General features: G+C 64.4%; 21 protein-coding genes and 2 pseudogenes. 13 read left to right on the forward strand and 10 right to left on the reverse strand.

The genetic code is table 11. The features are described 5' to 3' along the window. Window positions 1–88 precede the first annotated feature (88 nt). From IVA78_RS17320 to IVA78_RS17355, 7 genes and pseudogenes are all read left to right on the forward strand, one after another. Entirely contained in the window at window positions 89–1,306 is a 1,218-nt protein-coding gene (locus IVA78_RS17320) for an acyl-CoA dehydrogenase family protein (RefSeq protein WP_247281945.1), read from the forward strand. A 73-nt stretch (window positions 1,307–1,379) separates the two neighbouring features. Next, the gene (locus IVA78_RS17325) at window positions 1,380–2,360 is read left to right on the forward strand and encodes an amino acid--[acyl-carrier-protein] ligase (RefSeq protein WP_247466708.1); all 981 of its coding nucleotides are present in this window, start codon (window positions 1,380–1,382) and stop codon (window positions 2,358–2,360) included. A gap of 41 nt (window positions 2,361–2,401) precedes the next feature. Then, window positions 2,402–3,277 (forward strand): acyl-CoA acyltransferase, encoded by an 876-nt coding sequence (locus IVA78_RS17330; protein WP_247281947.1) that lies wholly within the window; start codon window positions 2,402–2,404, stop codon window positions 3,275–3,277. 292 nt (window positions 3,278–3,569) lie between these two features. Continuing rightward, window positions 3,570–5,755 (forward strand): annotated as a pseudogene (locus IVA78_RS34590) (EAL domain-containing protein). Window positions 5,756–5,959: 204 nt separating this feature from the next. Next, window positions 5,960–6,937 (forward strand): tripartite tricarboxylate transporter substrate binding protein, encoded by a 978-nt coding sequence (locus IVA78_RS17345; protein WP_247281949.1) that lies wholly within the window; start codon window positions 5,960–5,962, stop codon window positions 6,935–6,937. Window positions 6,938–7,091: 154 nt separating this feature from the next. Continuing rightward, on the forward strand, window positions 7,092–7,577 hold the full coding sequence (locus IVA78_RS17350; RefSeq protein ID WP_247281950.1) for a tripartite tricarboxylate transporter TctB family protein: 486 nt from the start codon (window positions 7,092–7,094) through the stop codon (window positions 7,575–7,577). A gap of 4 nt (window positions 7,578–7,581) precedes the next feature. Then, entirely contained in the window at window positions 7,582–9,090 is a 1,509-nt protein-coding gene (locus IVA78_RS17355; RefSeq protein ID WP_247281951.1) for a tripartite tricarboxylate transporter permease, read from the forward strand. An 88-nt stretch (window positions 9,091–9,178) separates the two neighbouring features. On the opposite strand, the gene IVA78_RS17360 is transcribed toward IVA78_RS17355, so the two are convergent. Further along, window positions 9,179–10,873 carry a bifunctional diguanylate cyclase/phosphodiesterase gene (locus IVA78_RS17360; protein ID WP_247281952.1) on the reverse strand — a complete coding sequence of 565 codons (1,695 nt, stop codon included), beginning with the start codon at window positions 10,871–10,873 and terminating at the stop codon, window positions 9,179–9,181. 220 nt (window positions 10,874–11,093) lie between these two features. On the opposite strand from IVA78_RS17360, the gene IVA78_RS17365 reads away from it, so the two are divergent. Beyond that, window positions 11,094–11,354, forward strand: a complete 261-nt coding sequence (locus tag IVA78_RS17365) for a hypothetical protein (protein ID WP_247282053.1) — start codon at window positions 11,094–11,096, stop codon at window positions 11,352–11,354. On the opposite strand, the gene IVA78_RS17370 is transcribed toward IVA78_RS17365, so the two are convergent. From IVA78_RS17370 to mtgA, 3 genes are all read right to left on the reverse strand, one after another. Then, window positions 11,355–12,008 (reverse strand): hypothetical protein, encoded by a 654-nt coding sequence (locus tag IVA78_RS17370; protein ID WP_247282054.1) that lies wholly within the window; start codon window positions 12,006–12,008, stop codon window positions 11,355–11,357. 140 nt (window positions 12,009–12,148) lie between these two features. Next, window positions 12,149–12,331, reverse strand: coding sequence for a 50S ribosomal protein L32 (rpmF, locus tag IVA78_RS17375; protein ID WP_007598106.1), 183 nt, complete (start codon window positions 12,329–12,331; stop codon window positions 12,149–12,151). 170 nt (window positions 12,332–12,501) lie between these two features. Beyond that, window positions 12,502–13,176, reverse strand: coding sequence for a monofunctional biosynthetic peptidoglycan transglycosylase (gene mtgA / locus IVA78_RS17380; RefSeq protein WP_247281953.1), 675 nt, complete (start codon window positions 13,174–13,176; stop codon window positions 12,502–12,504). A gap of 160 nt (window positions 13,177–13,336) precedes the next feature. On the opposite strand from mtgA, the gene IVA78_RS17385 reads away from it, so the two are divergent. Together IVA78_RS17385 and IVA78_RS17390 are read left to right on the forward strand one after the other, a co-directional pair. Beyond that, on the forward strand, window positions 13,337–14,260 hold the full coding sequence (locus tag IVA78_RS17385; protein WP_247466716.1) for a polyprenyl synthetase family protein: 924 nt from the start codon (window positions 13,337–13,339) through the stop codon (window positions 14,258–14,260). 9 nt (window positions 14,261–14,269) lie between these two features. After that, window positions 14,270–14,962, forward strand: coding sequence for a DUF1345 domain-containing protein (locus tag IVA78_RS17390; protein ID WP_247281955.1), 693 nt, complete (start codon window positions 14,270–14,272; stop codon window positions 14,960–14,962). A gap of 60 nt (window positions 14,963–15,022) precedes the next feature. Here IVA78_RS17390 and IVA78_RS17395 read toward each other — a convergent pair whose 3' ends face one another. Both IVA78_RS17395 and IVA78_RS17400 read right to left on the reverse strand, forming a co-directional pair. Beyond that, entirely contained in the window at window positions 15,023–16,843 is a 1,821-nt protein-coding gene (locus IVA78_RS17395; protein WP_247466719.1) for a caspase family protein, read from the reverse strand. A 176-nt stretch (window positions 16,844–17,019) separates the two neighbouring features. Continuing rightward, window positions 17,020–17,448, reverse strand: coding sequence for a GFA family protein (locus IVA78_RS17400; protein ID WP_247282055.1), 429 nt, complete (start codon window positions 17,446–17,448; stop codon window positions 17,020–17,022). A 95-nt stretch (window positions 17,449–17,543) separates the two neighbouring features. Here IVA78_RS17400 and IVA78_RS17405 point away from each other — a divergent pair. The 3 genes and pseudogenes from IVA78_RS17405 to IVA78_RS17415 all read left to right on the forward strand — a co-directional run bounded on the left by IVA78_RS17405 (window position 17,544) and on the right by IVA78_RS17415 (window position 20,598). After that, window positions 17,544–17,919 (forward strand): annotated as a pseudogene (locus tag IVA78_RS17405) (nuclear transport factor 2 family protein). Window positions 17,920–18,084: 165 nt separating this feature from the next. Next, window positions 18,085–18,942 carry a class A beta-lactamase gene (bla, locus tag IVA78_RS17410; protein WP_247281958.1) on the forward strand — a complete coding sequence of 286 codons (858 nt, stop codon included), beginning with the start codon at window positions 18,085–18,087 and terminating at the stop codon, window positions 18,940–18,942. A gap of 48 nt (window positions 18,943–18,990) precedes the next feature. Then, entirely contained in the window at window positions 18,991–20,598 is a 1,608-nt protein-coding gene (locus tag IVA78_RS17415; protein ID WP_247281959.1) for a Na+/H+ antiporter, read from the forward strand. 110 nt (window positions 20,599–20,708) lie between these two features. Here IVA78_RS17415 and IVA78_RS17420 read toward each other — a convergent pair whose 3' ends face one another. The 4 genes from IVA78_RS17420 to ispG all read right to left on the reverse strand — a co-directional run bounded on the left by IVA78_RS17420 (window position 20,709) and on the right by ispG (window position 25,591). Continuing rightward, on the reverse strand, window positions 20,709–21,518 hold the full coding sequence (locus IVA78_RS17420) for an N-acetylmuramoyl-L-alanine amidase (protein ID WP_247281960.1): 810 nt from the start codon (window positions 21,516–21,518) through the stop codon (window positions 20,709–20,711). Between the two features lie 3 nt (window positions 21,519–21,521). After that, complete coding sequence (locus tag IVA78_RS17425) at window positions 21,522–22,859, reverse strand: Rieske 2Fe-2S domain-containing protein (protein WP_247450636.1); 1,338 nt, start codon at window positions 22,857–22,859, stop codon at window positions 21,522–21,524. A gap of 174 nt (window positions 22,860–23,033) precedes the next feature. Then, window positions 23,034–23,930 carry a TauD/TfdA family dioxygenase gene (locus tag IVA78_RS17430; RefSeq protein WP_247281963.1) on the reverse strand — a complete coding sequence of 299 codons (897 nt, stop codon included), beginning with the start codon at window positions 23,928–23,930 and terminating at the stop codon, window positions 23,034–23,036. A gap of 377 nt (window positions 23,931–24,307) precedes the next feature. After that, a complete protein-coding gene (gene ispG, locus IVA78_RS17435) occupies window positions 24,308–25,591 on the reverse strand; it encodes a flavodoxin-dependent (E)-4-hydroxy-3-methylbut-2-enyl-diphosphate synthase (protein WP_247281964.1) in 1,284 nt (427 codons plus the stop codon). Between the last annotated feature and the right edge of the window lie 7 nt (window positions 25,592–25,598).

Genomic DNA, 25,598 nt, shown 5'->3' on the forward strand with positions numbered 1-25,598 from the left:
GTCTCACAAGCAAAGATGGTCGGAGGATCGCCGGCGGCATCGCGAATGATGGCGGCGATCTCGAACGGCGAACCGGAGGCGGACGAGCATGAACGTGCGTGAAGCAGTCCTCACTGTCGACGAAACGCAGACGAGCTTTCTCGAGCAGGGCCCCTCCCTGATCGAGCGTGCCGCCCGGACAGCCGCTGCCGCAGCGGCCGACGCAGACGGGGTCGATCGCGACGCCCGCTTCCCCCACAAGGCTTTCGAGGTTGCGCGCGAGCAGAAACTGCTTGGCGTCATGATCCCGGTCGAATTCGGCGGCTTTGGCGCCTCAATCTACGATGTCACCGACATCTGCTATACGCTCGGACGCGCCTGCGCTTCCACCGCGATGATCTACGCGATGCACCAGACCAAGGTTGCCTGCGTCGTCAGGCACGGCCACGGCATCCCCTGGATGGAAACCATGATGCGCCGGGTCGCGCGCGACCAGTGGCTGCTCGCCTCTTCCACCACCGAGGGACAGAACGGCGGCAACATCCGCGCCAGCGCCGCCGCCGTCGATCACGCCGGCGACATCGTGTCGCTAGTACGCGACGCCACCGTGATCTCCTACGGCGCCGAAGCCGACGGTCTCGTCACCATCGCCCGCCGCGCCACTGACGCTGCCGCTTCCGACCAAGTGCTGCTGGCACTCGCCAAGGACGATTATTCGCTGAAGCGCACGCTGGGTTGGGAAACGCTCGGCATGCGCGGCACCTGCTCGACCGGTTTCGAGCTGAAGGTGGATTGCCCCGCCGACCGCGTTTTCCCGGAATCCTATGACAAGATCCACGCCCAGACCATGACGCCATTCGCGCATCTATGCTGGTCGTCCGCTTGGGCCGGCATTGCCGCCGCCGCGGTGACCCGTGCGCAGGCCTTCATTCGCAAAGCGGCCCGCAGCTCCGGCGGACAAATGCCGCCGGCCGCGGCGCATTTCACCGCCGCGAAGATGTCACTCGCAAAGCTGCGCGCGCTGATCGCTGCCAACATCGACGCCTTCGCCGGCGCCGAGCATGACGAGCGCGCGCTGAGCTCGCTCGACTTCCAATCCTCGATCACGCTTTTAAAGGTGCAGGCCTCCGAGCTCGCGGTCGAGACTGTGATGCATGCGATGCGCACAGCGGGCCTTTCCGGCTACCGCAACGACGGTGAGTTCACCATGGGCCGCCACCTGCGCGACGTTCTGTCGTCGCCGATCATGATCAACAATGACCGTATTCTCGCCAACGCCGCGACATCGACGCTGATGAGCGGCGTTCCATTGAGCCTTCGTGACTAACGTGCCTTCATGACCGACTAGCCTTGGCGACTGAACCAACAAGAACAATTTGAGATAGCAGGACATCAACTCCATGAACATTGCCGTCCTCCCCAATTCGCCCGCGACCGCACCAGAGATCATCGATCCGCTCGATCATCTCATCGACAAGCTATTCCACCGCATGGGCTCGGACGGGGTCTACGCCCGCACCGCGCTCTACGAGGGCATCGTCGAGAAGCTCGCCACGCTGATCACTGGCCATCGCGAGGCCGGAACCGAGGTGATGCGCTTTCCGCCGGTGATGAGCCGGGCTCAGCTGGAGAAATCCGGCTACCTCAAGAGCTTTCCGAACCTGCTCGGCTGCGTCTGCGGGCTGCACGGCACCGAACGCGCGATCAACGCTGCGGTGAGCCGCTTTGATGCCGGTGGCGACTGGACCTCATCGCTCTCGCCGGCCGACCTCGTGCTGTCGCCAGCCGCCTGCTATCCCGTCTACCCGATCGCAGCAAGCCGAGGCCAATTGCCGAAGGGCGGTCTGCGCTTCGACGTCGCCGCCGATTGCTTCCGCCGCGAGCCGTCAAAGCATCTCGACCGCCTGCAATCGTTCCGGATGCGCGAATATGTCTGTATCGGCAGCCCCGATGACGTCGCCGACTTCCGCGAGCGCTGGATGGTGCGCGCGCAGGCGATCGCCCGCGACCTCGGCCTGACCTTCCGCGTCGACTACGCCAGCGATCCTTTCTTCGGCCGCGTCGGCCAGATGAAGGCGGTGAGCCAGAAGCAGCAGCAGCTGAAGTTCGAGCTCCTGATCCCGCTGCGCTCGGAGCAGCAGCCGACCGCCTGCATGAGCTTCAACTATCACCGCGAGCATTTCGGCACGACCTGGGGCATTCAGGATGCCAATGGCGAGCCGGCCCACACCGGCTGCGTTGCCTTCGGCATGGACCGGCTCGCGGTCGCCCTGTTTCACACCCACGGCACTGATACCGCTTCCTGGCCAGCCAGGGTGCGGGACGTCCTGGGCTTACAGCCGCATGTTGCGGCCGAGGCCCACGGCGAAGGCTGGCGCTAACGGAACTCACGAGGCTGACCATTTCCACGGGCAAGACGAGCGTGATCCACACCAAGGTCCGATGCCGCGAAATCACCGAGCCCGATGTCGAAGCCATCGCGGACCTGCTGACGGGCGGCTTCATCGGCCGCTCGCGGGACTATTGGATACAAGGCCTGCGCCGGCAGGCTTTCCGGACCGTGCCGGAGGGCTATCCGCGCTTCGGCTACATGCTCGAGGATGACGGCACACCGGTCGGCGTACTGCTATTGATCTACACGGCGCGCCAGCACGGCGAAGAGACCGCCATCCAGTGCAATTTGTCGAGCTGGTATGTCGATCCGGCCTACCGCAACTACGCGCCGCTGCTGACCAAGATCGCGCAGCGGCACAAGGACGTCACTTATCTCAACATCAGCCCGGCGCCGTGGACCTGGCCGATCATCGAGACGCAGGGCTTTCGCGCCTATTGCTGCGGGATATTCTTCTCGGTGCCTGCGCTGGCGCGCCCCCCGCGCTGGAGCACGATCGAGGTGATCTCGCCGCACGCCAAGGCGATCCAGGGGCTTGGCGAACCCGAGACCGAGTTGCTGACACGCCATGCGCGCTACAATTGCCTCAGCCTCGTCTGCCGCACACCGGAGGGAACGTTCCCCTTCATCCTGCAACCGGTGCGCATCCGCCGCGGCTTCATTGCGCCGCCTGCGATGAAGCTGATCTACTGCCGCAACACCGCCGAATATGCCACTTGCGCCGGCCGGATCGGCCGGCTGTTGCTGCGGCTCGGCAAGATTGCGGTGGCCGTCGATTCCAACGGCCCGCTTCCCGGCCTCGTCGGCCTCTACACCGAACGGCGCGGCCGCAAATATTTCAAGGGCCCGCACCGGCCGCAGCTCGCCGATCTCACCGACACGGAACTGGTGCTGTACGGGCCTTGAGCAGGCCGGCAGGCTGCGCCTTGGCCCGTCATCCGGAGGTGCTCGCCCTGTGCAGCGCGGCACGCCTCGAAGGATGAACCGGCCGCGATGCAGCCGGCCCGACGCCCTTCCAGATCTCAGCTATGCTCCGGCACCTCAGGATGACAGTGATACTCCGTGCACACGCATCTCTGCACCGCCGGTCACTCTCCGTAAACTACTGCCCTTAAGGGAATTTTCCGGCCTCTTCGCTACCCTCGGCGGCTGAATTACGTCGCGTTAAGTCTATTGCCCGCCGAGATCCACGACTCTCATGATGTCGACCCGCGAGAACGAGCATGGTGCACACCGCGAACAGGTCCCCGAGGCCCTGGTCGCGCTCAGCCAGCTTGCGCTCGACCACATGGAGCAGGGCGTCTGCGTCTACGATGCCCACAACCGGATCGTGCTGGTCAATCAGCGCTACCTCACGCTGTTCGACATGTCGGCCGATATCGTGCGGGTGGGCACGAGCTATCGCGAGGTGCTTGCCCACAGCGCGACGCGCGGAAACTTTCCGCAGGACGAGATTGATGCACTTTACTCGGCGCGGTTGGCGCAAATTGCAGGGGGCAAGCCATTCCGCACCGAACAGCGGCTTGCCAGCGGCCTCGTCATGGCGCTCGAGCTGAAGCCTCTCCCCGGCGGCGGCTGGATGACGATCTGCGACGACGTCAGTCGTCTCGCCCGACTCGAGGCGGAATTGCGCGTGCAGACGGAGCGTAGCCAGCACGCGCTCGCGAACATGTCGCACGGCCTCATCATGTACGATGCCGACAGCCGCGTCGTCGTCTGCAACGGCCGGTTCCTTGACCTTTACAACCTCGACTCCGAAATCGTGAAGCCGGGCATCTCGCACAGCACAGTGATCGAGCACTGGATGTCGCGCGGCAACCTGACGGGCATGTGGGCCGATGAGTTCCATCACACCAGGCTGGCTGACGTGCGCGCCAGGAAAGCGAAAACCCTGCTGGTCATGCGCTATGACGGGCGGATGGTGCAGGCGGTCTCCCGCTTCCTTCCCGACGGCGGCTGGGTGACGGTGCACGAGGACGTCACCGAGCGGCTGCAATACGAGGAAACGCTGAGGCAGCAGAACTTCATCCTCGATGCGGCGCTGGAGAACATGGCGCACGGACTCGCTTTCTACGATAGCGAGATGCGGCTTCGCGTCTGCAACACCACCTACCGCACGATCTGCCGACTGTCGCCCGAGGAGACACGGCCCGGCACGCATCTTTCCGAGCTGATCGAGCGGTCGATGGCGGCGCGATGGCGGTGCTGTGTTTCGACCTCGATAATTTCAAGACCGTCAACGACCGCCTCGGCCACGCGGCAGGCGACCGCCTGCTGCGCTGGGTTGCGGCGCGGCTGAAGGAGAATGTCGGCGAGCATGATACCGTCGCGCGGCTCGGCGGCGACGAATTCGCCGTGCTCCAACGCGGACCGCAGCCGCAATCGGCTGAAAAGCTCGCCCGTCGCCTGGTCGAGATCATCGGCCACCCCCCGCCGCTGGAAAACCAGTCGATCCATATCGGCGTCTCCGTCGGTATCGCGGTCGCGCCCGACCACGGGCTCGATGCCGACGAGCTAATGAAATGCGCCGACCTCGCCCTTTACCAGGCTAAGGCCAAGGGCCGCGGCGCCTATCAGCTGTTCGAGCCCGAGATGGAGGAAGAGGCGCGCAGCCGGCATGCGCTGGAGCACGATCTGCGCGGCGCGTTGGAAGCACGTGAATTCCATCTCGTGTTCCAGCCGCAAGTGCGGCTCGACAATTCCGAGCTGACCGGCTTCGAAGCGCTGTTGCGCTGGAAGCATCCCTCGCGCGGCTTCGTCTCGCCGGCCGAATTCATTCCGATCGCGGAAGAGACCGGGCTGATCGTCCCGATCGGCGAAAGGGTGCTGCGAACCGCCTGTGCGTCCGCTGTATCCTGGCCCGAGGTCACCATCGCGGTAAACCTGTCGCCGGTGCAGTTCCGCTCGCGCGGCTTGGTGACGATGGTCACGAGCGCACTTGCGGAAGCCGGCCTGTCGCCACAACGCCTCGAGCTCGAGGTCACCGAGACGGCGCTGCTCGACGACAGCGAGGCGACGATAGAGATCCTGCACCAGCTCCGCGCACTCGGCGTGCGGGTCAGCCTCGACGATTTTGGCGTCGGCTATTCCTCGCTGAGCTATTTGCGCAAATTTCCGTTCGATCGCATCAAGATCGACCGCTCTTTCGTCGGCACCCTCGGCGAGAGCCCCGAAAGCGTCGCCATCGTCCGCACCATCGCCAGCCTCGGCTCCGTGCTCGGGGTCGAGACCACGGCGGAGGGGGTGGAGACCGCGGAGCAACTCGACTTCGTGCGCGAATGCGGCTGCACCGCCGTGCAGGGCTATTATTTCGGCAAGCCGTGCCCGGCGGCCGAAGTCGGCGGCATCATCGAGACGCTGAGCGCAATCCGGCGCGTGGCGTAGCGGCTTCGCCCGCTCAAATTCCGTATCTCGGCACGCCGCCGAACGACCAATTGTCGCATGGATGGTTTCCGGCGGAAGTGCCGTCTCGCTCCTTGCCTGGCACAGACGCAATGGCGCTTTTCTTCTCTCGTGATTTCGGGAACAATCGTCCCACAAAATGAGAGACGGCGGCTTGAGCGAGGCCGCTGCGAGGGAGGCGTTTCTATGTCGCGATCCGGGCTGAAGACGATTGCCTTTGCCGCCATACATGCGGTCATAGGCGCAGTGCTCTCCACTGCCACCAGTGCGCAGGACTATCCTACCAAGCCGATTACGCTGATCGTGCCCTGGCCGGCCGGTGGTTCGACTGACATCTCGATGCGGGCGATCGCCGACAGCGCTTCGAAGGTCCTGGGTCAGCCCATCGTGATCGACAACAAGGCCGGCGGCGGCGGCACCGTGGGGCCTGCAACCATGGCCGCGGCCGCGAAGCCGGATGGCTACACCATCTCCCAGATCCCGATCACCGTCTTCCGCTTGCCCTTGATGCAGGAGGTGTCATGGGATCCGGCGAAGGATTTTACCTACATCATCCATCTCACCGGCTATACCTTCGGCGTCACCACCAACGCGGAGTCCCAGTTCAAGAGTTGGAAGGACGTGGTGGAGTTCGCCAAGGCGAACCCGGGCAAGGTGACCTACGCGACGCCGGGCACCGGCACCTCGCTGCACATCGGCATGGAGCAGATCGCGGCGATGTCCGGCATCAAGCTCACCCAGGTGCCGTTCAAAGGCGGCGCGGAAACCAACGCCGCGGTCCTGGGGCAGCATACAATGCTTCAGGCAGACTCCACGGGATGGCGGCCGCTGGTCGACGCTGGCAAGCTGCGGTTATTGATGGTGTGGACTGGTGCCCGCTCGCCGAATTACCCGGATGTACCGACGCTGAAGGAACTCGGCTATCCCATGGTCTATGACTCCCCGTTCGGCATCGCCGGCCCGAAGGGGATGGATCCGAAAATCGTCGCCAAGCTGCACGATGCGTTCAAAAAGGCGGTCGAAGACCCGGCCGTCGTGGCAACGCTCGCCAAATATGACATGGTGCCGAACTACAAGAACACAGAGGATTACAAGAAGTTCGTTGTCGAGGTCACGGAGTCCGAGCGCAAGGTGATCGAGACACTCGGGCTGGCGAAGAAATAGGCTGAGCCGCTTCCGTGTCCCGGACGCGGTGCAGCGCTTCTTCAGCGATGCACCGCAGAGCCGGAACCACCTTGCCACGAACCATCGGACCTCCGGATCTGCAGCGCACCACTTCGTGCTGCGCAGCGTCCGGGGAACGGCTGAGAGACAAGCGATGAACAACCAAACCAACGTCAAACTCCGCCTCAGCAACTCCGAACTCTGGGGCGGGTCGATCGGGCTCGCACTCGGCGCCTTCGTGATCTGGTCGGGGCTGAAGCTCAAGCTCGGCACCATCAACGATCCCGGCTCCGGCTACGTGCTGTTCTACACGGGCATCCTGATATGCGTGTTCGCAACCAGCATCATCATCTCGGCAATCACCGAGGGCGGGCCAACGCTGGCCTCACGCTGGGAAAATGTGCGTTGGAGCAAGCCACTTCTCGTCATCGCCTGCCTCACCGCGTTCTCGTTCGCACTGGAGCCGCTGGGATTCCTGTTGTCGTCGATCCCGTTGATGCTGCTGCTGTTGCGCCTGATCGATCCCGTGCGCTGGACGCTGGCGATTCCAATCGCCGTGCTTGTTCCGCTCGGCATGTGGTGGGTGCTCAAGCGCCTGCTCTTGATTCAGCTGCCCTCTGGCCTGTTCGGGATCGGCTGATCGCATGGATACGCTCGCCAATGTCGCGCACGGGTTCGGCGTTGCGCTGACCTGGATCAACCTGCTCTATTGCTTCATCGGTGTCTTCATTGGCACGCTGGTCGGCGTGCTGCCGGGCATCGGGCCGATCTCGGCGATGTCGTTGCTGTTGCCGGTGACGCTGTCGGGCACGCCGGAATCCGGCATCATCATGATGGCCGGCATCTATTACGGCTCGATGTATGGCGGCTCGACCACGTCGATCCTGGTCAACATCCCCGGCGAAGCTGCCTCCGTTGTCACCTGCATCGACGGCCACCAGATGGCGAAGCAGGGCCGCGCCGGCCCCGCGCTCGGCATCTCCGCCTTCGGTTCCTTCATCGCCGGCACTTTTGCGCTGATCGCGCTGATGCTGGTGGCGCCGAGGCTTGCCAGTATCGCCATCGCCTTTGGCCCGGCCGAGTATTTCAGCCTGATGGTGCTCGGCCTCGTCGTGCTCACTTTCCTGACCCAGGGCTCGATGCCGAAGGCGCTGCTGATGGCCTGCATCGGCGTCGTGCTCGGCCTGATCGGCCTCGACAGCATCACGGCGCAGCCGCGATTGACCTTCGGCCGCATGGAGTTGATCGACGGCATCGGCCTCGTGCCCGTCGTGATGGGCCTGTTCGGCGTCGCCGAGGTGCTGCTCAACACCGAGCAGGCGATCAAGCGCGACATCATCAACACCAAGATCACGCAGCTCTTGCCCAACAAGGCCGATTGGCAGGCGAGCGCCGGTCCCGTAGCACGCGGTACGCTGCTCGGCTTTCTGCTCGGCATCCTGCCGGGTGGCGGCGCCGTGGTGGCCTCGTTCGCGTCTTACGCGCTGGAGAAGCGGCTGTCGAAAACGCCGGAGCGGTTCGGCCAAGGCGCGATCGAGGGCGTCGCAGGCCCCGAATCCGCCAACAATGCGGCGGCCGGCGGCGCGTTCATTCCGCTGATGACCTTGGGAATCCCTCCGAACGTGGTGATGGCGCTGCTGCTCGGCGCGTTCGTCATTCACGGCCTGCAACCGGGGCCGCTGCTGATCACACAAAACCCCGGCCTGTTCTGGGGCATCGTCGCCAGCATGTATATCGGCAACGTCATGTTGCTGATCCTCAATCTGCCGATGATCGGCATGTGGGTGCAACTGCTCAAGCTGCCCTATAACATCCTCTTCCCCCTGATCATCCTGTTCACGATCCTGGGCGTCTACTGCTCCAGCAACAACGTGTTCGACGTTTACGTGATGATCGCGTTCGGGATCATCGGTTATTTCATGCGCAAGCTCGGCTATGAGCCCGCGCCACTGGTACTCGCCTTCGTGCTCGGACCGATGCTGGAGAACAATCTGCGCAAGTCGCTGATCCTGTCGCAGGGCGATCTCTGGACCTTCGTGCAGCGGCCGATCTCGGCGGCGTGTCTTGCGCTGGCGATGGTGCTGCTGATCGCACCACTGTTGCCCGCGCTGCGCAAGAAGCGTGAGCTGGTGGCGTTGGACGAAGGGGCGTGAGGAGGTTTATACTTACTGCCTGACGTATCCGCCCTCTCCCGCAAAGGAGAGGTGAAGCGAGATCCCCGCGCGACGAAAACGAAAACACCTACCCTGCCGCAGGCAGCGCATTGTCCGGCGGTGCGCCCCATGGCCGCTCGGCTGAGGCGAGGCCGATCAGACGACCCTGGATGTAGTCGCAGCCCCAGTCGCGCAGCATGCTTGCGGCCTCTTCGTCCTGCACCCATTCGGCGACCGTCTTGATTTCGAGGCGGCGGGCGAGGTCGATCAGGGTCTGCACGAAGGCGCGATCGTCGGCGGACCGCGTGACGTTCTGAACGAAGGCGCCGTCGATCTTGACGATGTCGACGCCGAGCTTGCGCAGGTTCCTGAAGGAGGTGTAGCCGGCGCCAAAATCGTCGATGGCAATGCGGCTGCCGAAATTCTTCAGCCGCGTGACAAAGCCGCGGACATCATCGATGTCCTGAATCGCGACCGTTTCGGTGATCTCGACGATCAGCCGCTCGGCGACGCCGGGATGAGCCAGCATCAGCGACTCGATCCCCGCCCACCAATCGGGATCCATGGTCGTATCGGGCGAGATGTTGAGGCTGAGGCAGATGTCGGGTGCAGCCGCGAGCTCGGCGACCACGAGCTCGAGCACGCGATGATCGACGAGGCGAATCAGACCGAGCCGTTCGGCGACCGGCACGATGTCGGGTGCGAGCAGCACCTGGCCATCGCCCTGATCCATCCGCACCAGGCATTCGTGGAACGCGCGTTCGCGCGAGGCGGCCGAGACCACCGGCTCATAGGCGAGCTTGATGCGGCGCTCGTTCAGCGCGGTGACGATCTCGTCGGTGACGCGGATGTTAACGCGGCGCTGCGCGTCGCGCGCGGGATCCGGGCGCCATGCGGCGAACGAGCCGACGCGGCGGCGCTTTGCGGCGTCGAGCGTCTCATGGGCGCGGTTGACCGCCTCGTCGGTGGTGCGGGCATAGCGCGGCACGCTGACCGCGCCGATCGACGCGGTGACCGAGACCGGGCCTGATTTCGTCGGTACCACCTCGTCCCGGATGCCGGCGAGGAAGCGCTCGGCGGCAACGTTCATGTCGTCGACGGTGCAGTTCTTCAGGATCAGGCCGAACTTGTTGCCGGAGAAGCGGCCGAGCACGTCGCCGCCGCGCAAGCGCGCGCGAATGCGCTTGGCGACGTCGAGGATCACCGCGTCGGCAACGTCGAAGCCGAAGGCGTCGTTGACGCGGGCGAGATGATCGATGCCGACCAGCATGAAGGCTGCGGTCGAGCGGAAGCGGGTCGTCTCCTCGATCGCCTCGGCCAGTGACGCGATCAGATGGGAGCGGTTGAGCTCGCCGGTGAGCGGATCGAGCCGGGCCAGCTTCGTCAATTCCTCGTCGCGGGCATGACGCTCGTTGTTGATGCGGACGGAGCCGATCGCGCGCGTGGGGCGGCCGTCGGGACCGGCAAACCAGCGGCCGGTTTCCTCGACCCAGATCACAGGATCGGAAGCACTCATGCGCACGCCGTACTCGACCCGATAAGGCGTGCCGCCGGCACCGTGCACGGCAGAGGTCTGCGCCAGCGCAGCGCTCCGTAGCGATTGCGCAGGCTCGATCAGCTTGGCAAATTCGGCCCCGGTGGCGAGCCGCTCGGCGGGAATGCCCGGGAAGACGGCGCTGACCTGTTCACCCCAGACGATGACGTCGCTGGCGATGTCCCAGGCGAACACGGCCTGGCCGAGTGCGGCCAGGATGTCGGAGGCTTGCGGCAATGCTGGGGTCAAAGTCGCCTCGTTTCGGGACAGCGGGAAGTCCTGAGCCGGCACAGGATAAAGCCAGATTCGGCCTCGACCCTAGGCAAAGTTGATAAACAATTTGGAAACCACGTTTGTCGGCACCCGGGAACCAATCCGGCCCGGCCGGCATAGGGCTTGCGAGTACATGGCACGCACCGGCGCCAGCGTCCCGAAACGCGACAATCCCGCCGGATCAACGGTGATTGCGATGTTGAGTACTGATCGAGCGGACGCAGGAGACAACGGGACAGGCACGGCCCTCGTGCCGCTGATGCCGACGTTGCAGTGGGTCCATAAGGCACCGCTGCCGCGACCCGATCCGAGCTTCGTCACCCAGCTGATCGCCAATGCCGAGCAATTGCCCCAGGCGAGCCGGCTGCGCCGCGCCTCGTCCGAAGATGCGCAGATGGCCTATGGCAGCAAGCGCCCGCTGCCGAGCGTCAGCGCGCGGACACGGCAGGTGGCTTGATCAGCGCGGCGGTGTATCCGGCGAGGAAGGCGTGCCGTTGCCCGGCTGAAGATGCGGCGAGGGGATTTCCGGCGACGGCGCGCTTTGCACCGGCTTCGGCGCGGGATGATCCGTCAGCACGGATTCGGCGACGGATTGCGCCGAGGGTGCGGGTGGCACGACCGGTGCCGGCTGTGGCGCGATCACCGGCTCGAATTTGCGCTCGGACGCCACATCGTCCGCCGACGCTTCGGCCTGGCGCTTGGCCTTGCGTGGCGCAGCCATCGTCGTCTCGGCGACATAGGTGACGCGACGGCGCGTGCGCTGGGCGATGCCGCCGAGGAAGTCGGCCATCGCGAGCAGCACAAGCAGGAAATAGGTGGAATTGCCGAATTTGGGCCACATCACGAATTCGGCGGCGGCCGCGCCGAACACGATCAGCGACAGCAGGTGATCCATCAGGAATTTCGAGCCGGGCCGCGCGCCTTTGACCACCTCGAGCAGCAGCAGCACCACCCCGAGCGCGAGCAGCAGATCGGCAAGCGTGACCGGCCAAGTCTCGCCGGACACCATCGGCACCTTAAACAGCACGTCCGTAAAGGACACCGTCGGCATCAGGAAGGCGATGATATTGTAGACCGCGAGCGGAATCAGAAGTAGCGGGAAACCGACCATCGGCAAGATGCCTTCTCGATCAAGATATCCGGACAGGATAATACAGCGGCGAAGCATTTGCTCCGCCGCCTCCCCGTCTATCTCATGGGGTGGCCGAAATCAGGCAGGCCAATCGGCCCGCCCGAAGAAAGGTCCTGCCCTCAGGACTCTTTCTTCTTCAGGACCTGGCGACCCTTGTACATGCCGGTCTTGAGGTCGAGATGGTGCGGACGACGGAGCTCGCCGGAGTCCTTGTCTTCCACATAGGTCGGCTTCTTGATGGCATCGGCCGAGCGGCGCATGCCGCGGCGCGACGGCGAGGTTTTTCTTCTCGGAACGGCCATTTCAGTTATCCTCTAGGGATTGGTGTCATCAGGGCATCGTCCGCGAAGGGACGGCTCAGCACCCGCAATACGAGGCGAGCTGAATGCCGATCAAGGCCGCGCTTATAGAGGAAGGCTGGCCGTAAAGCTAGGCTCTTGGGCCGGAAAATACGCCCGGAATGGGCCCGGAATCAGCGATTTTCGTGCCAGCAGGTCGCAAGCGAGCTCGCCTGCCCCCGCGCCACATAGGTTGCTGCCAGCCGCCTGACACCCGGTCCGGGGGTCCGGGCACTGCGTTTGACCGGATTGGGCAGGATCGAGGCCAGAAGGGCGGCTTCCCGGGAGGAGAGGCTGGCGGCCGACTTGCCGAAGGCATAGAGGCTGGCCGCCTCGACGCCAAACTGCCCCTGCGGGCCGAGTTCTGCGATGTTGAGGTAGATCTCCAGGATTCGCTGCTTGGGCAAGACGAGGTCGATCCACAGAGCCAAAGGGAATTCCAGCGCCTTGCGGACGAAGTCCCGCCCCTGCCAGAGGAACAGGTTTTTTGCGACCTGCTGGGTGATGGTGGAGGCGCCCCGGAACGGCGTACCGTCCTCCTGGGCGTCATCGATCGCCTCGCGCAGCGCCCCCCAATCGATGCCGTGATGCTTGCAGAAATGCGCGTCCTCGGCGGCCACCACCGACCGCGGCAGATACGGCGACATCGCCGCCAGATCGATCCATTGGCGCTGCATCGGCGCGCCCCGAAGCGAACGCCAGGCTATCAGCGTCGAAACCGGATGGCCGGTCCGGTAAAACGGCGCGATCACATAGGGCGCGAGAGCCACGACCGCGAGCACGACCAGCAGGATCTTGACGATGCGCAAATCGACCTTTCCGGCGCAAAATGAAACGCGGCCACGGGCCGGCCATTAAGTCTGTGATAATTCGGGCCTTTTCCAGCAGTTTTTAGGCCTTCCAAACGATTGACTGGGGCCGACTCATAAAGGATTGTCCCGCCGAATTTTTGTTCTGGAGCCTTTCTTGATGACCGGCACGTCCCCGTCCGATTTCGCCAAACGTCTGGACAAGACCGCTGACGACACCGAGGCCCTGCTCGGGCGCCTGTTGTCGGACGACATCCTGCCCGATGAGATCGCCCGCCCCAAGCGACTGATGGACGCAATGCGCTATTCGAGCCTCAATGGCGGCAAGCGTCTGCGGCCGTTCCTGGTGGTCGAAAGCGCCGCCGTGTTCGGTGTGCCGCGCGAAGCCGCGCTGCTCGCGGGCGCGGCGCTCGAATGCATCCACTGCTACTCGCTGATCCATGACGACCTGCCGGCGATGGACAATTCGGACCTGCGCCGCGGCCGCCCCACCCTGCACAAGAAGACCGATGACGCCACCGCAATCCTCGCCGGCGACGGCCTGCTGACGCTCGCCTTCGACATCATCACCCGCGACGAGATCCATCGCGACGCCAATGTGCGGCTGCTGCTGACACGGGCGCTGGCGCGCTGCGCCGGCATTGGCGGCATGGTCGGTGGCCAGATCCTCGACCTCGCCGGCGAAGGCCGCTTCGGCGACCGCGAGCCCGTCGATGTCGCGCGCCTGCAGCAGATGAAGACGGGCGCGCTTCTGCGCTATGGCTGCATCGCCGGCGCGATCCTCGGCCAGGCCTCGAGTGCGGAATATCAGGCGCTCGACGATTACGGCCGTGCGCTCGGCGAAGCCTTCCAGATCGCCGACGATCTGCTCGACGTCGAGGGCGATGCGGCAGCGCTCGGCAAGCCGTCGGGCCAGGACGCCGCGCTTGGCAAGACCACCTTCGTCACCCAGCTCGGCATTGAAGGCGCCAAGCAGCGCCTGCGCGACCTGCTCGCGCGAGCCGACAGCGCCGTGTCGATCTTCGACGACCGCGCTGCCGTGCTGCAAGCCGCGGCGCGATTCGTCGCCGAACGGAAGAACTGACGCGCATCGATGGCCGCCGGCGGCAAAGAGGATCCCGTCCTCGCCCGCTTCCGCCAGATGTCGCGGCCGATGCAGCTGCTTTATGCACGGCCGCGAACGTTTGTTGCGGTCGCTGTCGGCATCCTTGTCTGCCTGCTGCTGCCGGGCACGCACCGGCTGGTGACGCGGCTCTTGTTCGGCTGGGACGCGCTGATCGCGGTCTACCTCGTGCTGGTCTATGCGATGATGCTGTGCAACGACCACCAGCACATTCGTCGCGCCGCTGCGATGCAGGACGACGGCCGCTTCGTCATCCTGCTGGTGACGGCGACCGGCGCCTTCGCCAGCATCGCGGCGATCGTCTCCGAGCTCGGCACGTCGCATCGCGGCGTCATGGAGCTGACCATCGCGATCACCACAATCGCCCTGTCATGGGCTGCCGTGCACACGACCTTCGCGCTGCATTACGCGCATGATTATTATCGGCACGGTACGGCAGGAGGCCTTCAGTTTCCGAGCGGCGACAAGGAAGATCACGCCGATTATTGGGATTTCGTCTATTTCTCGTTCGTGATCGGCATGACCGCGCAGGTCTCCGACGTCGGCATCACCGACAAGACCATCCGCCGCACGGCAACGGCGCACGGCATCGTGTCGTTCATCTACAACACGGCGTTGCTGGCGCTGACGGTGAACATCGCGGCAAGCGCGATTGCGACCTGAACTCACTCCAAGGAATCGTGCTGGCATTCGCCAGGACGATTCCTTAGGGACACCCCGATCCTAGTAACAGACCTCGGCATTGGCGTCGTTGCCGGGGCCGCCTCCGCCGCGATATTCGAGATGGCAGCCGCGGTGGACCGGACGGCAGCCCCCGCTATTGCAGAACACCTGCCCGCCACCCTTAGCGCGACTGGCGCCAGCGGCGGCAGCAATGCCGGCGGCAGCACCGTAACCGTCCGCTGCGCCAGCGCCGGCGGACTGGCGACGCTGCCGTGCAGGACGTTCATCACCGTCGTCGCGCTTCGCAAGCGCAGGCTTGGCCGGCTTGGCGGCACGCTTCTTCTCGCACTCATTGTCGTCGTTGACCGCATAGCCGTCACGACAGACGATCTTGGTGCATTTATCACCGTCGACCTTGAAGCCGTGCTCACAGACCAGCGGGCAGACGCGCGACGGTTTCGACTTGACCGCATCGAGCGCTCCGGTGCTCGCCACCTTCACGTCGAGCTTGGTGCCGGCATAACGGTTGAACTGCGACAGGGAGCGCTGCGAAGACGTATTCCAATTGCCGTCGGCCTGCCCGGAGAAGCAGCCGACGCGGCCGAGCTCGGACTGCACCGTGCGAGTGAGATCAGCCGGTGCGGTGGCGGGGGTCAGCGAGGCAACGTTGGTGCCGGCCGGACCGGCCGTGCTGGCCGGCGCACCGCCGGGTGCCGCAGCGGCGAGGTTGACGCGCTGCTGCTCTGCCACGGCTGCCTGCTGCTGCGCCTGCTCCTTCGCTTTCTGGGCGGCAAGCTGCGCCTGCTCAGCGGCTTTCGCATCGGCTGCGGCTTTGGCCTGCGCATCCTTCTGCGCACCAAGGGCGGCGAGGCGGTCGCGCTCGGCCTCGGCCTGTTTCGCCTTCGCGATCGCCGCCGCATGGGCCTGCTCGGCACCGATCTTCTCGAGCTGGAGCTTGGCCAAGCTCGCATAGAAACCGTCGGGATGCTGGGCGAGGAAGGCATCCCACGCCGCCCTGTTGCCGAGCTGGAGCGCGAGCTCGTAATCGCGGCGGATATCGGCCTGCGGGTTCGCCACAGGTGCCGCCGGAGCCGCCGCCGTCATCTTCACCGGCACCAGCGGAACATCCTCGCCGCCAAGCGAGCCATAGACGAACGGCTCCTGCTTGTTGCCAGTCGACTTGAGCACGTCGTCGCGGACGAATCCGAAGGCGCGGCGGACGTCGAGGCCCGGTGTCGCCAGATGCTTGGACAGCGCGACCGTGAACGGGCTGTTAGCGCCGTCGCCGTCCTGCGCCGTGAAGCCGGCTTTGGCCGAATAGGCGATCAACGTGTTGGGACTGGTCGGCTCGACCTGGGCGAGGCCGCGGCCGATGCCGCGCGAAGCGATTGTGCGCTTCATCCTCTTGCCGAACGGATTGTCGCGGCAGGCATCCAGGATCACCAGGCGGAGCTGCTTGGCGGGCTCGACTGCAACCAGGACGCGGTCGAGCGAGAGCGCCTCGTCGTAGACGTCGGTGTCGCGCTCGAGCCTGGCGTCGACCGGGATCAGATAGTTCGACCCCTCGACCTCGATGCCATGACCGGCATAATAGACCACGGCGATATCGGCATCGCGGGTCGCGTCCGCGAAGTCGCGGAGCACCCTCCGCGTGTCCAGCGCCGACAAATCGTGCCGGGAATCGACGATGTCGAAGCCGGCCTCCTTCAGCGTCTTGGCCATCACCGAACCGTCGTTGACCGGGTTGGCCAGCAACGGCGCATGCTGATAGGCCGAATTGGCGAGCACCAGCGCAACGCGCTTGCCGGCGAAAGCCGGATCAGTGCCAAACAGCAGCGCGAAGGCAAGGAGAAGCGGACAAAGTCTGAGCAAATTGCGCATGACACGACTTCCGAAATTCGGGCCGCTGGGCCCTTTGGGACCGCTTTAGCAGGATCCGCCACCGGCGCTTGTGATGGAGGTCACGAAGGCGGCGCCCGCAACCGGACGAAATACCCCTTTGTTGGTCGCGCCAGCGCGGCCGTGGTTCGCCGGGAAGCAGATCGGGCCGGGTTCCCTCAGTCAACCCCGATATGCTCCCGATATTGCGGCAGGTCATCCGTGATCTCGTGCCAGGGCGCTTTCGAGCCCACGAAAATATGGGCGCTGGGCCGGATCGAGGGGGTGTCGATCAGAGCTCCCATAGCGACATGGGCCCATTTTCCCTCACGCACCTGGGAATAGAGCAAGGAGCCACAATGGGCGCAATGCACATCGTGGGTGATATCGTCGCCGAAAATAGTCCGCTGGTCGCCGCCCCTGACGATGCGGAGCTTGTCTCGCGCGATACCGGCGAACGGCTTGAAGGCGGAGCCGGTGGTGCGGCGGCAGTTCGAGCAATGGCAGTTCATCGCATAAGAGAATTCGTCGGCCACCTCGAAGCGCACTGCACGGCAATAGCATTCGCCGATCAGGATACGAGCGTTCGAAATCTCTGATCCAGTCATCATGATGTCCTTGCGCAAACGGTCTGGACATTCCATAGCGCATTTTGATGTGTACGACTAAGCTCGCCTCAAGCCATCATTCAAAGGGATGACCCATGAGCCCAAATCGTTCAAGTCTCGAAGCCGTCGTGCAATCCTATTTTGACGGCCTCTATGAGGGCGACGCCGAAAAGCTCGGCGCCATTTTCCATCCCTCCGCCGACCTGCGCTGGGTCGAGAAGGGCGAATTGCAGGTGCTGACCGTGCCGGACTGGCTCGACCGCGTGCGCAAGCGTCCTTCCGGCAAGGCTGAAGGCAAGCCGCGAGAGGATTTCATCGTCACCATCGACCGTTCTGACGACAAGACCGCCTTCGTCAAGGTCAGATGCCAGCTGCCGCCGCGCTATTTCACCGACTACCTGGTGGCGATGAAGCTCGCCGACGGATTGGCAGATTGTCTCGAAATCTTATCGATACGACCTGAGAGAGTGAGGGGCTCAACCTTCCGCTGCCCGAAATCGGGCGCGCTCGTCTCCCATTCTCCATCATTGCGAGTGAAGCGAAGCAATCCAGAATCCCTCCGCTTCGCTCCGCTCGCAACGACAATGCGGATAGAGTGCGCCGCATCCCCCATCTTCATTCGCGCGAAAGTCCCCCATGCTGCTCGACCGCCGCTCCCTGCTTGCCTCGCTGTGCTGGATGGCCGCATCTCCTGCGCTGGCCGCGGATGCGCCGCCTGAACTCGAAACATACGAACGCGAGAGCGTCGGGCGGATTGGCGTCTATGCGGAAAATCTCGCGACCGGCGCCAAACTCGCTTGGCGCGCCGACGAGCGGTTTGTCATGTGCTCGACATTCAAGGCCTCGCTCGCGGCCTGTGTGCTGGCGCGGGTCGACCGCGGCGAGGAACAGCTTGCCGCCATGATTCCCTACGGCCAGGACGACCTCTTGGAATACGCGCCGGTCGCGAAGCAAAATCTGGCGGCCGGCGCAATGTCGGTCACCGAGATGTGCAAGGCGATCGTCGAGCTCAGCGACAACACTTGCGCCAATCTGCTGCTGGCGCGGATCGGCGGGCCGACCGCGCTCACCGCGTTCTGGCGATCAATCGGCGATACCACCTCGCGGCTCGACCACAACGAGCCCGAGCTCAACCGCTCCCAGCCGGGCGATCCCCGGGACACGACGACGCCGGCGGCGATGGCCGGGAACCTGCGCCGCATGATGCTGGGCGGAGCATTGTTGCCGGCCTCGCGCGCGCAGCTCACCGAATGGATGGTGAACTGCAAGACCGGTGCGAACCGGCTGCGCGGTGGCCTGCCCGCAGGCTGGAAGATCGGCGACAAGACCGGCTACAATGGCAAGGACGCAGCGGGCGACATCGCGGTGGCTTGGCCGAAGCCCGACACGCCGATCCTGCTTACGGCCTACGTCCAAGGCGGCACGCCGACTGCCGCACAGATCGCGGCGGCTTTCGCGCGGATCGGCCGGATGGTGGCCGAGCGGCTGGCGTGAGCCGCGCGCATTGACGTTGCCGCCGCTTCCGGGTCAAGACAGGCCATCATGGAAGCGAAGTTTCAGACCTTTCTCATCCTGCTGGCCGTGCTGGCAGGCGTGGCGCTGGCCGCACGCCGCTTCAACGTCGCCCCTGCCATCCTGCTGATGTTGGCCGGGGTCGGCCTCGCCTTCGTGCCGGGCATGCCGTCGGTTGAACTGCCGCCGGAACTGGTGCTGCTGATGGTGCTGCCACCGCTGATCTACTCGGCAAGCGTCGCTATGAGCTGGCGCGAGTTCAGGAAGAATTTGCGCCCGATCGTGCTGCTCGCGGTCGGCGCGGTGATCTTCACTGCGGCAATGGTGGCGGCCGCCACGCATTACATGATCGGCCTGCCCTGGACCGTTGCCTTCCTGTTGGGGGCCATCGTCGCGCCGCCCGACGTGGTGGCGCCGCTCGCCATCGCACGCCGGCTGCACATGCCGCGGCGAATCCTGGTCGTGCTCGAGGGCGAAGGGCTCGCCAACGACGCCACCGCGCTGATCCTGTACCGCTTTGCGCTCGCTGCAATCATGGTCGGCCATTTCTCGCTGCCACTGGCGGCCGGCGAATTCCTCCTCATCATCGCCGGCGAGATCGCCTTCGGCATCGGCGTGGGGTGGCTTTCCCTGCGTCTCCGCAAATGGTCGGGGGATCCGCAGGTCGAGCTCACGCTGTCGCTGATCACGCCTTACGTCTCCTATTGGCTGCCCGAACATGTTGGCGGCTCCGGCGTGATCGCGACGGTCGCCTGCGGCCTTTATGTGAGCTGGAACGGCCCGCTGCTGATTTCTTCCGCGACGCGCCTGCAGGGCATCTTCTTCTGGGACCTCGTGATCTATTTGATCGAAGGCCTCTTGTTCCTGCTCACCGGCTTTCAGATGCGCGCGCTGTACGAGAAGTCGAAGGCCTTTCCGCTCGACGACATCGTGATCGCGACCGCCGTGGTCCTGGTGATCGTCGTCATTGCGCGCTTCGCCTGGCTCTATCCCGCGACCTATCTACCGCGGATGTTCAGCAAATCGCTGCGCGAGCGCGATCCGTCGCCGCCCTGGCAATGGGTGTTCACGCTCGCCTTCACCGGCGTGCGCGGCGCGGTGTCGCTGGCGGCTGCGCTGGCGCTGCCGTTCACCCTGCCGAGCGGCGAGGCGTTCCCATATCGCGACCTGATCCTGTTCGTCGCTTTCGGCGTCATCTTCATCACCCTGATCGGTGTCGGCCTGACGCTGCCGCCGGTGGTGCGCTGGCTCGGCGTCGCCGAGGCCGGCCGCAACGAGCATGTCGGCGAGCATGAGGCCGAGATCGCCGCGCGTCGTCAGGCTCTCGAGGCAGCACTCAAATCGCTCGACGCGCTGACAGCGGAGAAGGAGGTGTCCGACGAGGTGATGCGGCTCCTCCGTGCTCGCCACGAGATCCGCATCAGCCAGCTTCCGGATTTGCTCGATCCTACGCACCACGACGTCTCCGCCGCCGGCATCGCGTTGACCCGGGAGCTGATCGTCGCCGAGCGCAAATTCATCCACGACCTGCTGCGCGACGGCCAAATCACCGACGAGACAAGGCGAAGGATCGAGCGCGACCTGGACCTTGAGGAGGCGAGTTTGGCGAATCGGGAGTATCGGGGCGCGCCGCTGTAGCTTCCCGCCGTCATTGCGAGCGCACCGAAGCAATCCAGACTCTTTCCACCGCGGCCGCCTGGACTGCCTCGTTGCGCTCGCAATGACAGTTGTTTGAACGAACAGGCAGTCTATCGCCTCTCGCAGAACTCCCTCATCGCAGCCGCAACGGCCCCCGCGACCGCGTCCTGCCGCTCCGACGAATTCATCTCCATCTCCTCGTCGCGGTTGATGATCGAGCCGGCCTCGAGCAGCACCGCGGCGCTTCTCGTCCGCGAGAGCACGACGAGCCCGTCGTAGCGATAGACGCCGACGTCCTTGTCGAGCAGCTGGCGCCGGTAGTGGCCCATCACTGGAAGGGTGTATTGCCTCGCATAGTGCAGGCCCTGCTCTTTCAGCTGCCTGCCGATCATCCGTGCCAGCAACAGGCTGGTGGCGAAGTGCGGATTCTGGTGCGACACGAACAGCGAGTGGCCCGAAAAGCGGTCGCTGAAATAGCTGTTTGCGCCATCGAATTCCCAGGTCTCGAGCAGCTTGTCCGGCACCGAATCGTGATGGACCGACAGGAACAGATCGGCGCGGCCGTCATTCGCGGCACTAACACGCTTGAACAGGCTCGCTCTCGCCTTGCCGTTCGTCACGAGCAGGCGGGTTGCGGCAAAACCTTCGGATTTGAGTCTTGCGGTGATGAGACTTGCGAGACGCAAGTTGAAGCCGAACTCCGGATCATTGCGCGCGCTCAATGCGCCGTAGGCGTCTGGGGTGTGCCCGACATCCACGACGATGCGGAATTTCGCCATCTCGCATTTGGCCGGCGACGGCTTCGGCCTGGGTCTCGCGATCTTTCGCGTAGCAGCAGCCTCGCCGACGTCGACAAGCGCGAGCGGCGACAGCAGGATCGAGGCGATGAGCCCGGCGATGATGCTGCGCGACTGCCCCAAGCTCTACTCCGCTGCCGCGATCCGCGGGCGGCCGACGAAGCCCGCGACATCACCGAAACGTTCCAGCATCACCGCGGGCAGGTCCTTGGTCTTGCTGGTGACGCAGGCGCCGGAGCGCACCGCGTAGCGATCCTGGTGCGCCGCCTGCGGCGGCGGCTCGCCGTGCTGGAGCGCCCGCGCCAGATCCATGACGGTTTTGCGGAAATGCATGATGCCGAGATCGGTCGGGCCGAGATGCTCGCGGGTGCGGTCGGCGATCGGCCCCTGGCTGTCCTGCACGGCAGCGTCCTGCTCGGAGACGCCCTTGATGCCGGTGTAGCTCCTGGTCTTCTGGAGCTTGCGGTCGATCAAATAGTCGTTGCCCTTGTGGCGGAGCGGCACGTAATTGTCGTCGACCTCCGCGATCACGCCATTACCGCGATCAAAAGCGTCGCGCTCGGCTTGCGTCAACGGACGCTCCGGATTCCAGGCATAGGTGTAGATCCAGCAATTGGTGTCGGTCACAGGCACGAAGGTCTGGCCAAAGATATTCTCGCCCGGCATCGCGCTCGGCGCATAGGCGTGGAACGGCATCAGGAATTGCGCGATGCGCCAGTAGATGTTGTCGCCGCCGGTCAGCCGGCCACCGGCGATGGTCAGCCCCGCCTCGTGGGAGCTGACTTTGATGATCGGGCGCGGGTCCTCGGCGATCCAGCGCATATGGTCCGTGTTCACGCGGGTGAGCGGATTCACAAAATGCCTCTTGATGTCCAGAATCTCGTTCTCTTCCTTGTCGAAGGAGAGATGGGCGAAGGTGAAATGCGCGGTGTCGATCGAGCCTTCGAGCGCCTGCACCCAGTTGCAATCCTGCCACTTCTTGCTGACGTAGCGATGCGAAGCCGGCAGCAGCGCCAGCTCGAGATCGGGCAGCTCGGGCATCGCTTCGGCCGGGCCCATATAGGCCCAGATCATCTCGCCCCATTCGCGGACCGGATAGGATTTGATGCGGATCAGATCCTTGGCGTTGAGATCGGGATAGGAGGTCGGCATGTCGACGCAACGTCCGTCGGTGTCGAACTTCCAGCCATGATAGACGCAGCGGATGCCGCATTCCTCATTGCGCCCGAGCCAGAGATTGGCGCCGCGATGCGGGCAATATTGGTCGATGACACCGACGACGCCGTTTGAGTCGCGAAAGGCGAGCAGCTCCTCGCCGAGCACGATGATCTTCTTCGGCTCGCCGTCAGGCTCGGGGAGCTCTTCAGAGAGCAGGACGGGAATCCAGAAGCGGCGCAGCAGCTCGCCCATGCCCGTTCCGGGGCCGGACTCGGTCAGGAACTTGTTGTCCTCGGCGCGGAGCATGTGATCCTCCCGATTTGTTTTCGGGAAGATTGGGGCGAGAGCGCAAGGGCGTCAACGCAAGATAGCGCCCCTGTCCCGGACGTGGCGCGCCATGAAATGCCGCGACGCAGAGCCGGGCCATCGCTGCCACCTAGGGCCCCGCTCTACCGCGCTGCGCTGCGTCCGGGCACGAGCTTACACCGGCCGCTCACCCTTCACCGTCACGCGCGTGCCCGAGCGCGTATGCGGCCAGTAATCCCACATCGCGCGGTGCTGGGTGCAGCGGTTGTCCCAGAACGCGATGGCGTTCTCGGTCCAGCGGAAGCGGCATTGGAACAGCGGATTTTCGGCGTGCTGATAGAGATAGGCGAGCATCGCGTCGCTCTCGTCGCGCGGGATGCCGTTGATGTGGCGGGTGAAGCCGCGGTTGACATAGAGCGCCTTCCTGCCGGTGACCGGATGCGTTCGCACCACGGGATGCTCGGCGTGCGGATAAGAGGGGCGGTCCGCGACGCCGTAATTGGCGTAGAGTCCACGATAAATCGGCTCGCCGTCATGCAGCGCAGTGAGCCCGTCGAGATAGACCTTCATGCGATCGGACAGCGCCTCATAGGCTGCATACATGTTGGCGAACAGCGTGTCGCCACCGCGCGGCGGACATTGCTTAATGTAGAGGATCGAGCCCATCGGCGGCTCGAGATCGCAGGACACATCCGAATGCCAACCCTCGCCATTGGCACGCGGCGAGTTCTTGTCGGCATAGATTTTCATCAGCGCCGGGTCTTCATCCTCATGCGGCGCAGCGGGATGAAAATGCAGCTCGCCAAACTTGCGGCCGAAGGCGAGATGCTGTTTTGGCGTGATGTGCTGATCGCGAAAGAAGATCACGAGGTTTTCGGCAAGCGCGCGGTGGATCTCGTCCATCTGCCGGTTGGAGCGGGTGTCGCCCTCGACGAGCCTGCCGATGTCGACGCCGGAGATTTCCGCGCCGATGATCGGGGTGAGCTTTTCAACCGCGATGGTCTCGTAGGGAGCACCGTCTTCGGCGGTGTGGCGATAGCGCGGACCCTGCTTGCCGGCGAGTGAGCTCATGGCGGTTGGCTCCCGATCATTGTTGATTGAGAGCAATGTAGCCCGGCTGGAACGATGCGCAATCTGAGAACGGTCGTTCCACGATGGGCAAGGCCCCGGATTTCGCTTTCGCTCCATCCGGGCCACAGGCGCTTGATGGGCCCGGCGATGCGCGCTGATGCTTTTTCCGATAGGTTGGGCGAAAAATCGGGGAGAAACAAATGGCCGAGGATGATCCTTCGACACTCCCTTCTCAGCCTCCGAAGCCGAGCGGACGCCATCCGCTGTTCGGAGCGTTGAAGGACGTTACATTCGTTCCCTCTGGTGTCGATCTTACCGAACCAGCGGACCCGGATTGGGGCGAAGCATATGAGCAACCGAAGCGGTGCTGACCTCGATCACTCCGCCGCCGTCACCGGCACCTTGGCGCCTTGGCCGTAGCGCTGTTCGATATAGTCGATCACCAGCGCCTTGAAGTCGGCGGAGATCGTCGGGCCGCGCAACGTGCGGAACTTCTTGCCGTCGACGAAGACCGGGGCGGCCGGGGCTTCGCCGGTGCCGGGCAGCGAGATGCCGATATTGGCGTGCTTGGACTCGCCGGGGCCGTTGACGATGCAGCCCATCACCGCGACGTTGAGCTCTTCGACGCCGGGATATTTTGTCTTCCAGTTCGGCATCTCATCACGGATGAAATCCTGGATCGAGCGGGCCAGCTCCTGGAACGTGGTCGAGGTTGTGCGGCCGCAGCCGGGGCAGGCCGCAACCAGCGGCACAAAGGTGCGGAAGCCCATGGTCTGGAGCAGTTCCTGGCCGACCTGCACTTCACGGGTGCGGTCGCCGCCGGGCTCCGGCGTCAGCGAGATGCGGATGGTGTCGCCGATGCCCTGCTGCAAGAGAATGCCGAGCGCGGCTGAGGACGCCACGATGCCCTTCGAGCCCATGCCGGCCTCGGTCAGCCCGAGATGGATGGCATAGTCGGAACGTCTGGCGAGATCCTGGTAGACCGCAATGAGATCCTGCACCGCCGAGACCTTGGCGGACAGGATGATGCGGTTCTTCGGCATGCCGAGTTCTTCGGCGCGCGCGGCCGACAACAACGCGGACTGCACCATGGCCTCGCGCGTCACCGCGCGCACGTCGCGTGGATTGGCCGAAGCAGCGTTCTCGTCCATCAGCTTGGTCAGCAGTTCCTGGTCCAGCGAGCCCCAATTGGCGCCGATGCGCACTGGCTTGTTGTTCTTGTTGGCGATCTCGATGATGTCGGCGAACTGGGTGTCGCGCTTGTCCTTGAAGCCGACATTGCCGGGATTGATGCGGTATTTGGCGAGCGCTTCGGCGCAGGCCGGATAGGCCGCGAGCAGCTTGTGACCGATATAGTGGAAGTCGCCGATCAAGGGCGTGGTAATGCCGCGCTTGAGCAGGCCGTCGCGGATGTGCGGAACGGCGGCGGCAGCCTCCTCCCGGTCCACGGTGATGCGGACCATTTCTGAGCCGGCGCGCGCGAGCGCTGCGACCTGGGCAATGGTGCCGTCGATGTCGGCGGTGTCGGTGTTGGTCATCGACTGCACGACGATCGGCGCACCGCCGCCCACCGAGACGTCGCCGACCTTGACCTGGGTGGTTCGGTGCCGGGGCGCGGGGCCCGCGATGTCGGAATCGAGAGGGTTTTCGAGCTTGTTCATGGGGTCC

Origin of the sequence: Bradyrhizobium sp. 137, assembly GCF_023074095.1 — a bacterium.
Classification (GTDB): Bacteria; Pseudomonadota; Alphaproteobacteria; order Rhizobiales; family Xanthobacteraceae; genus Bradyrhizobium.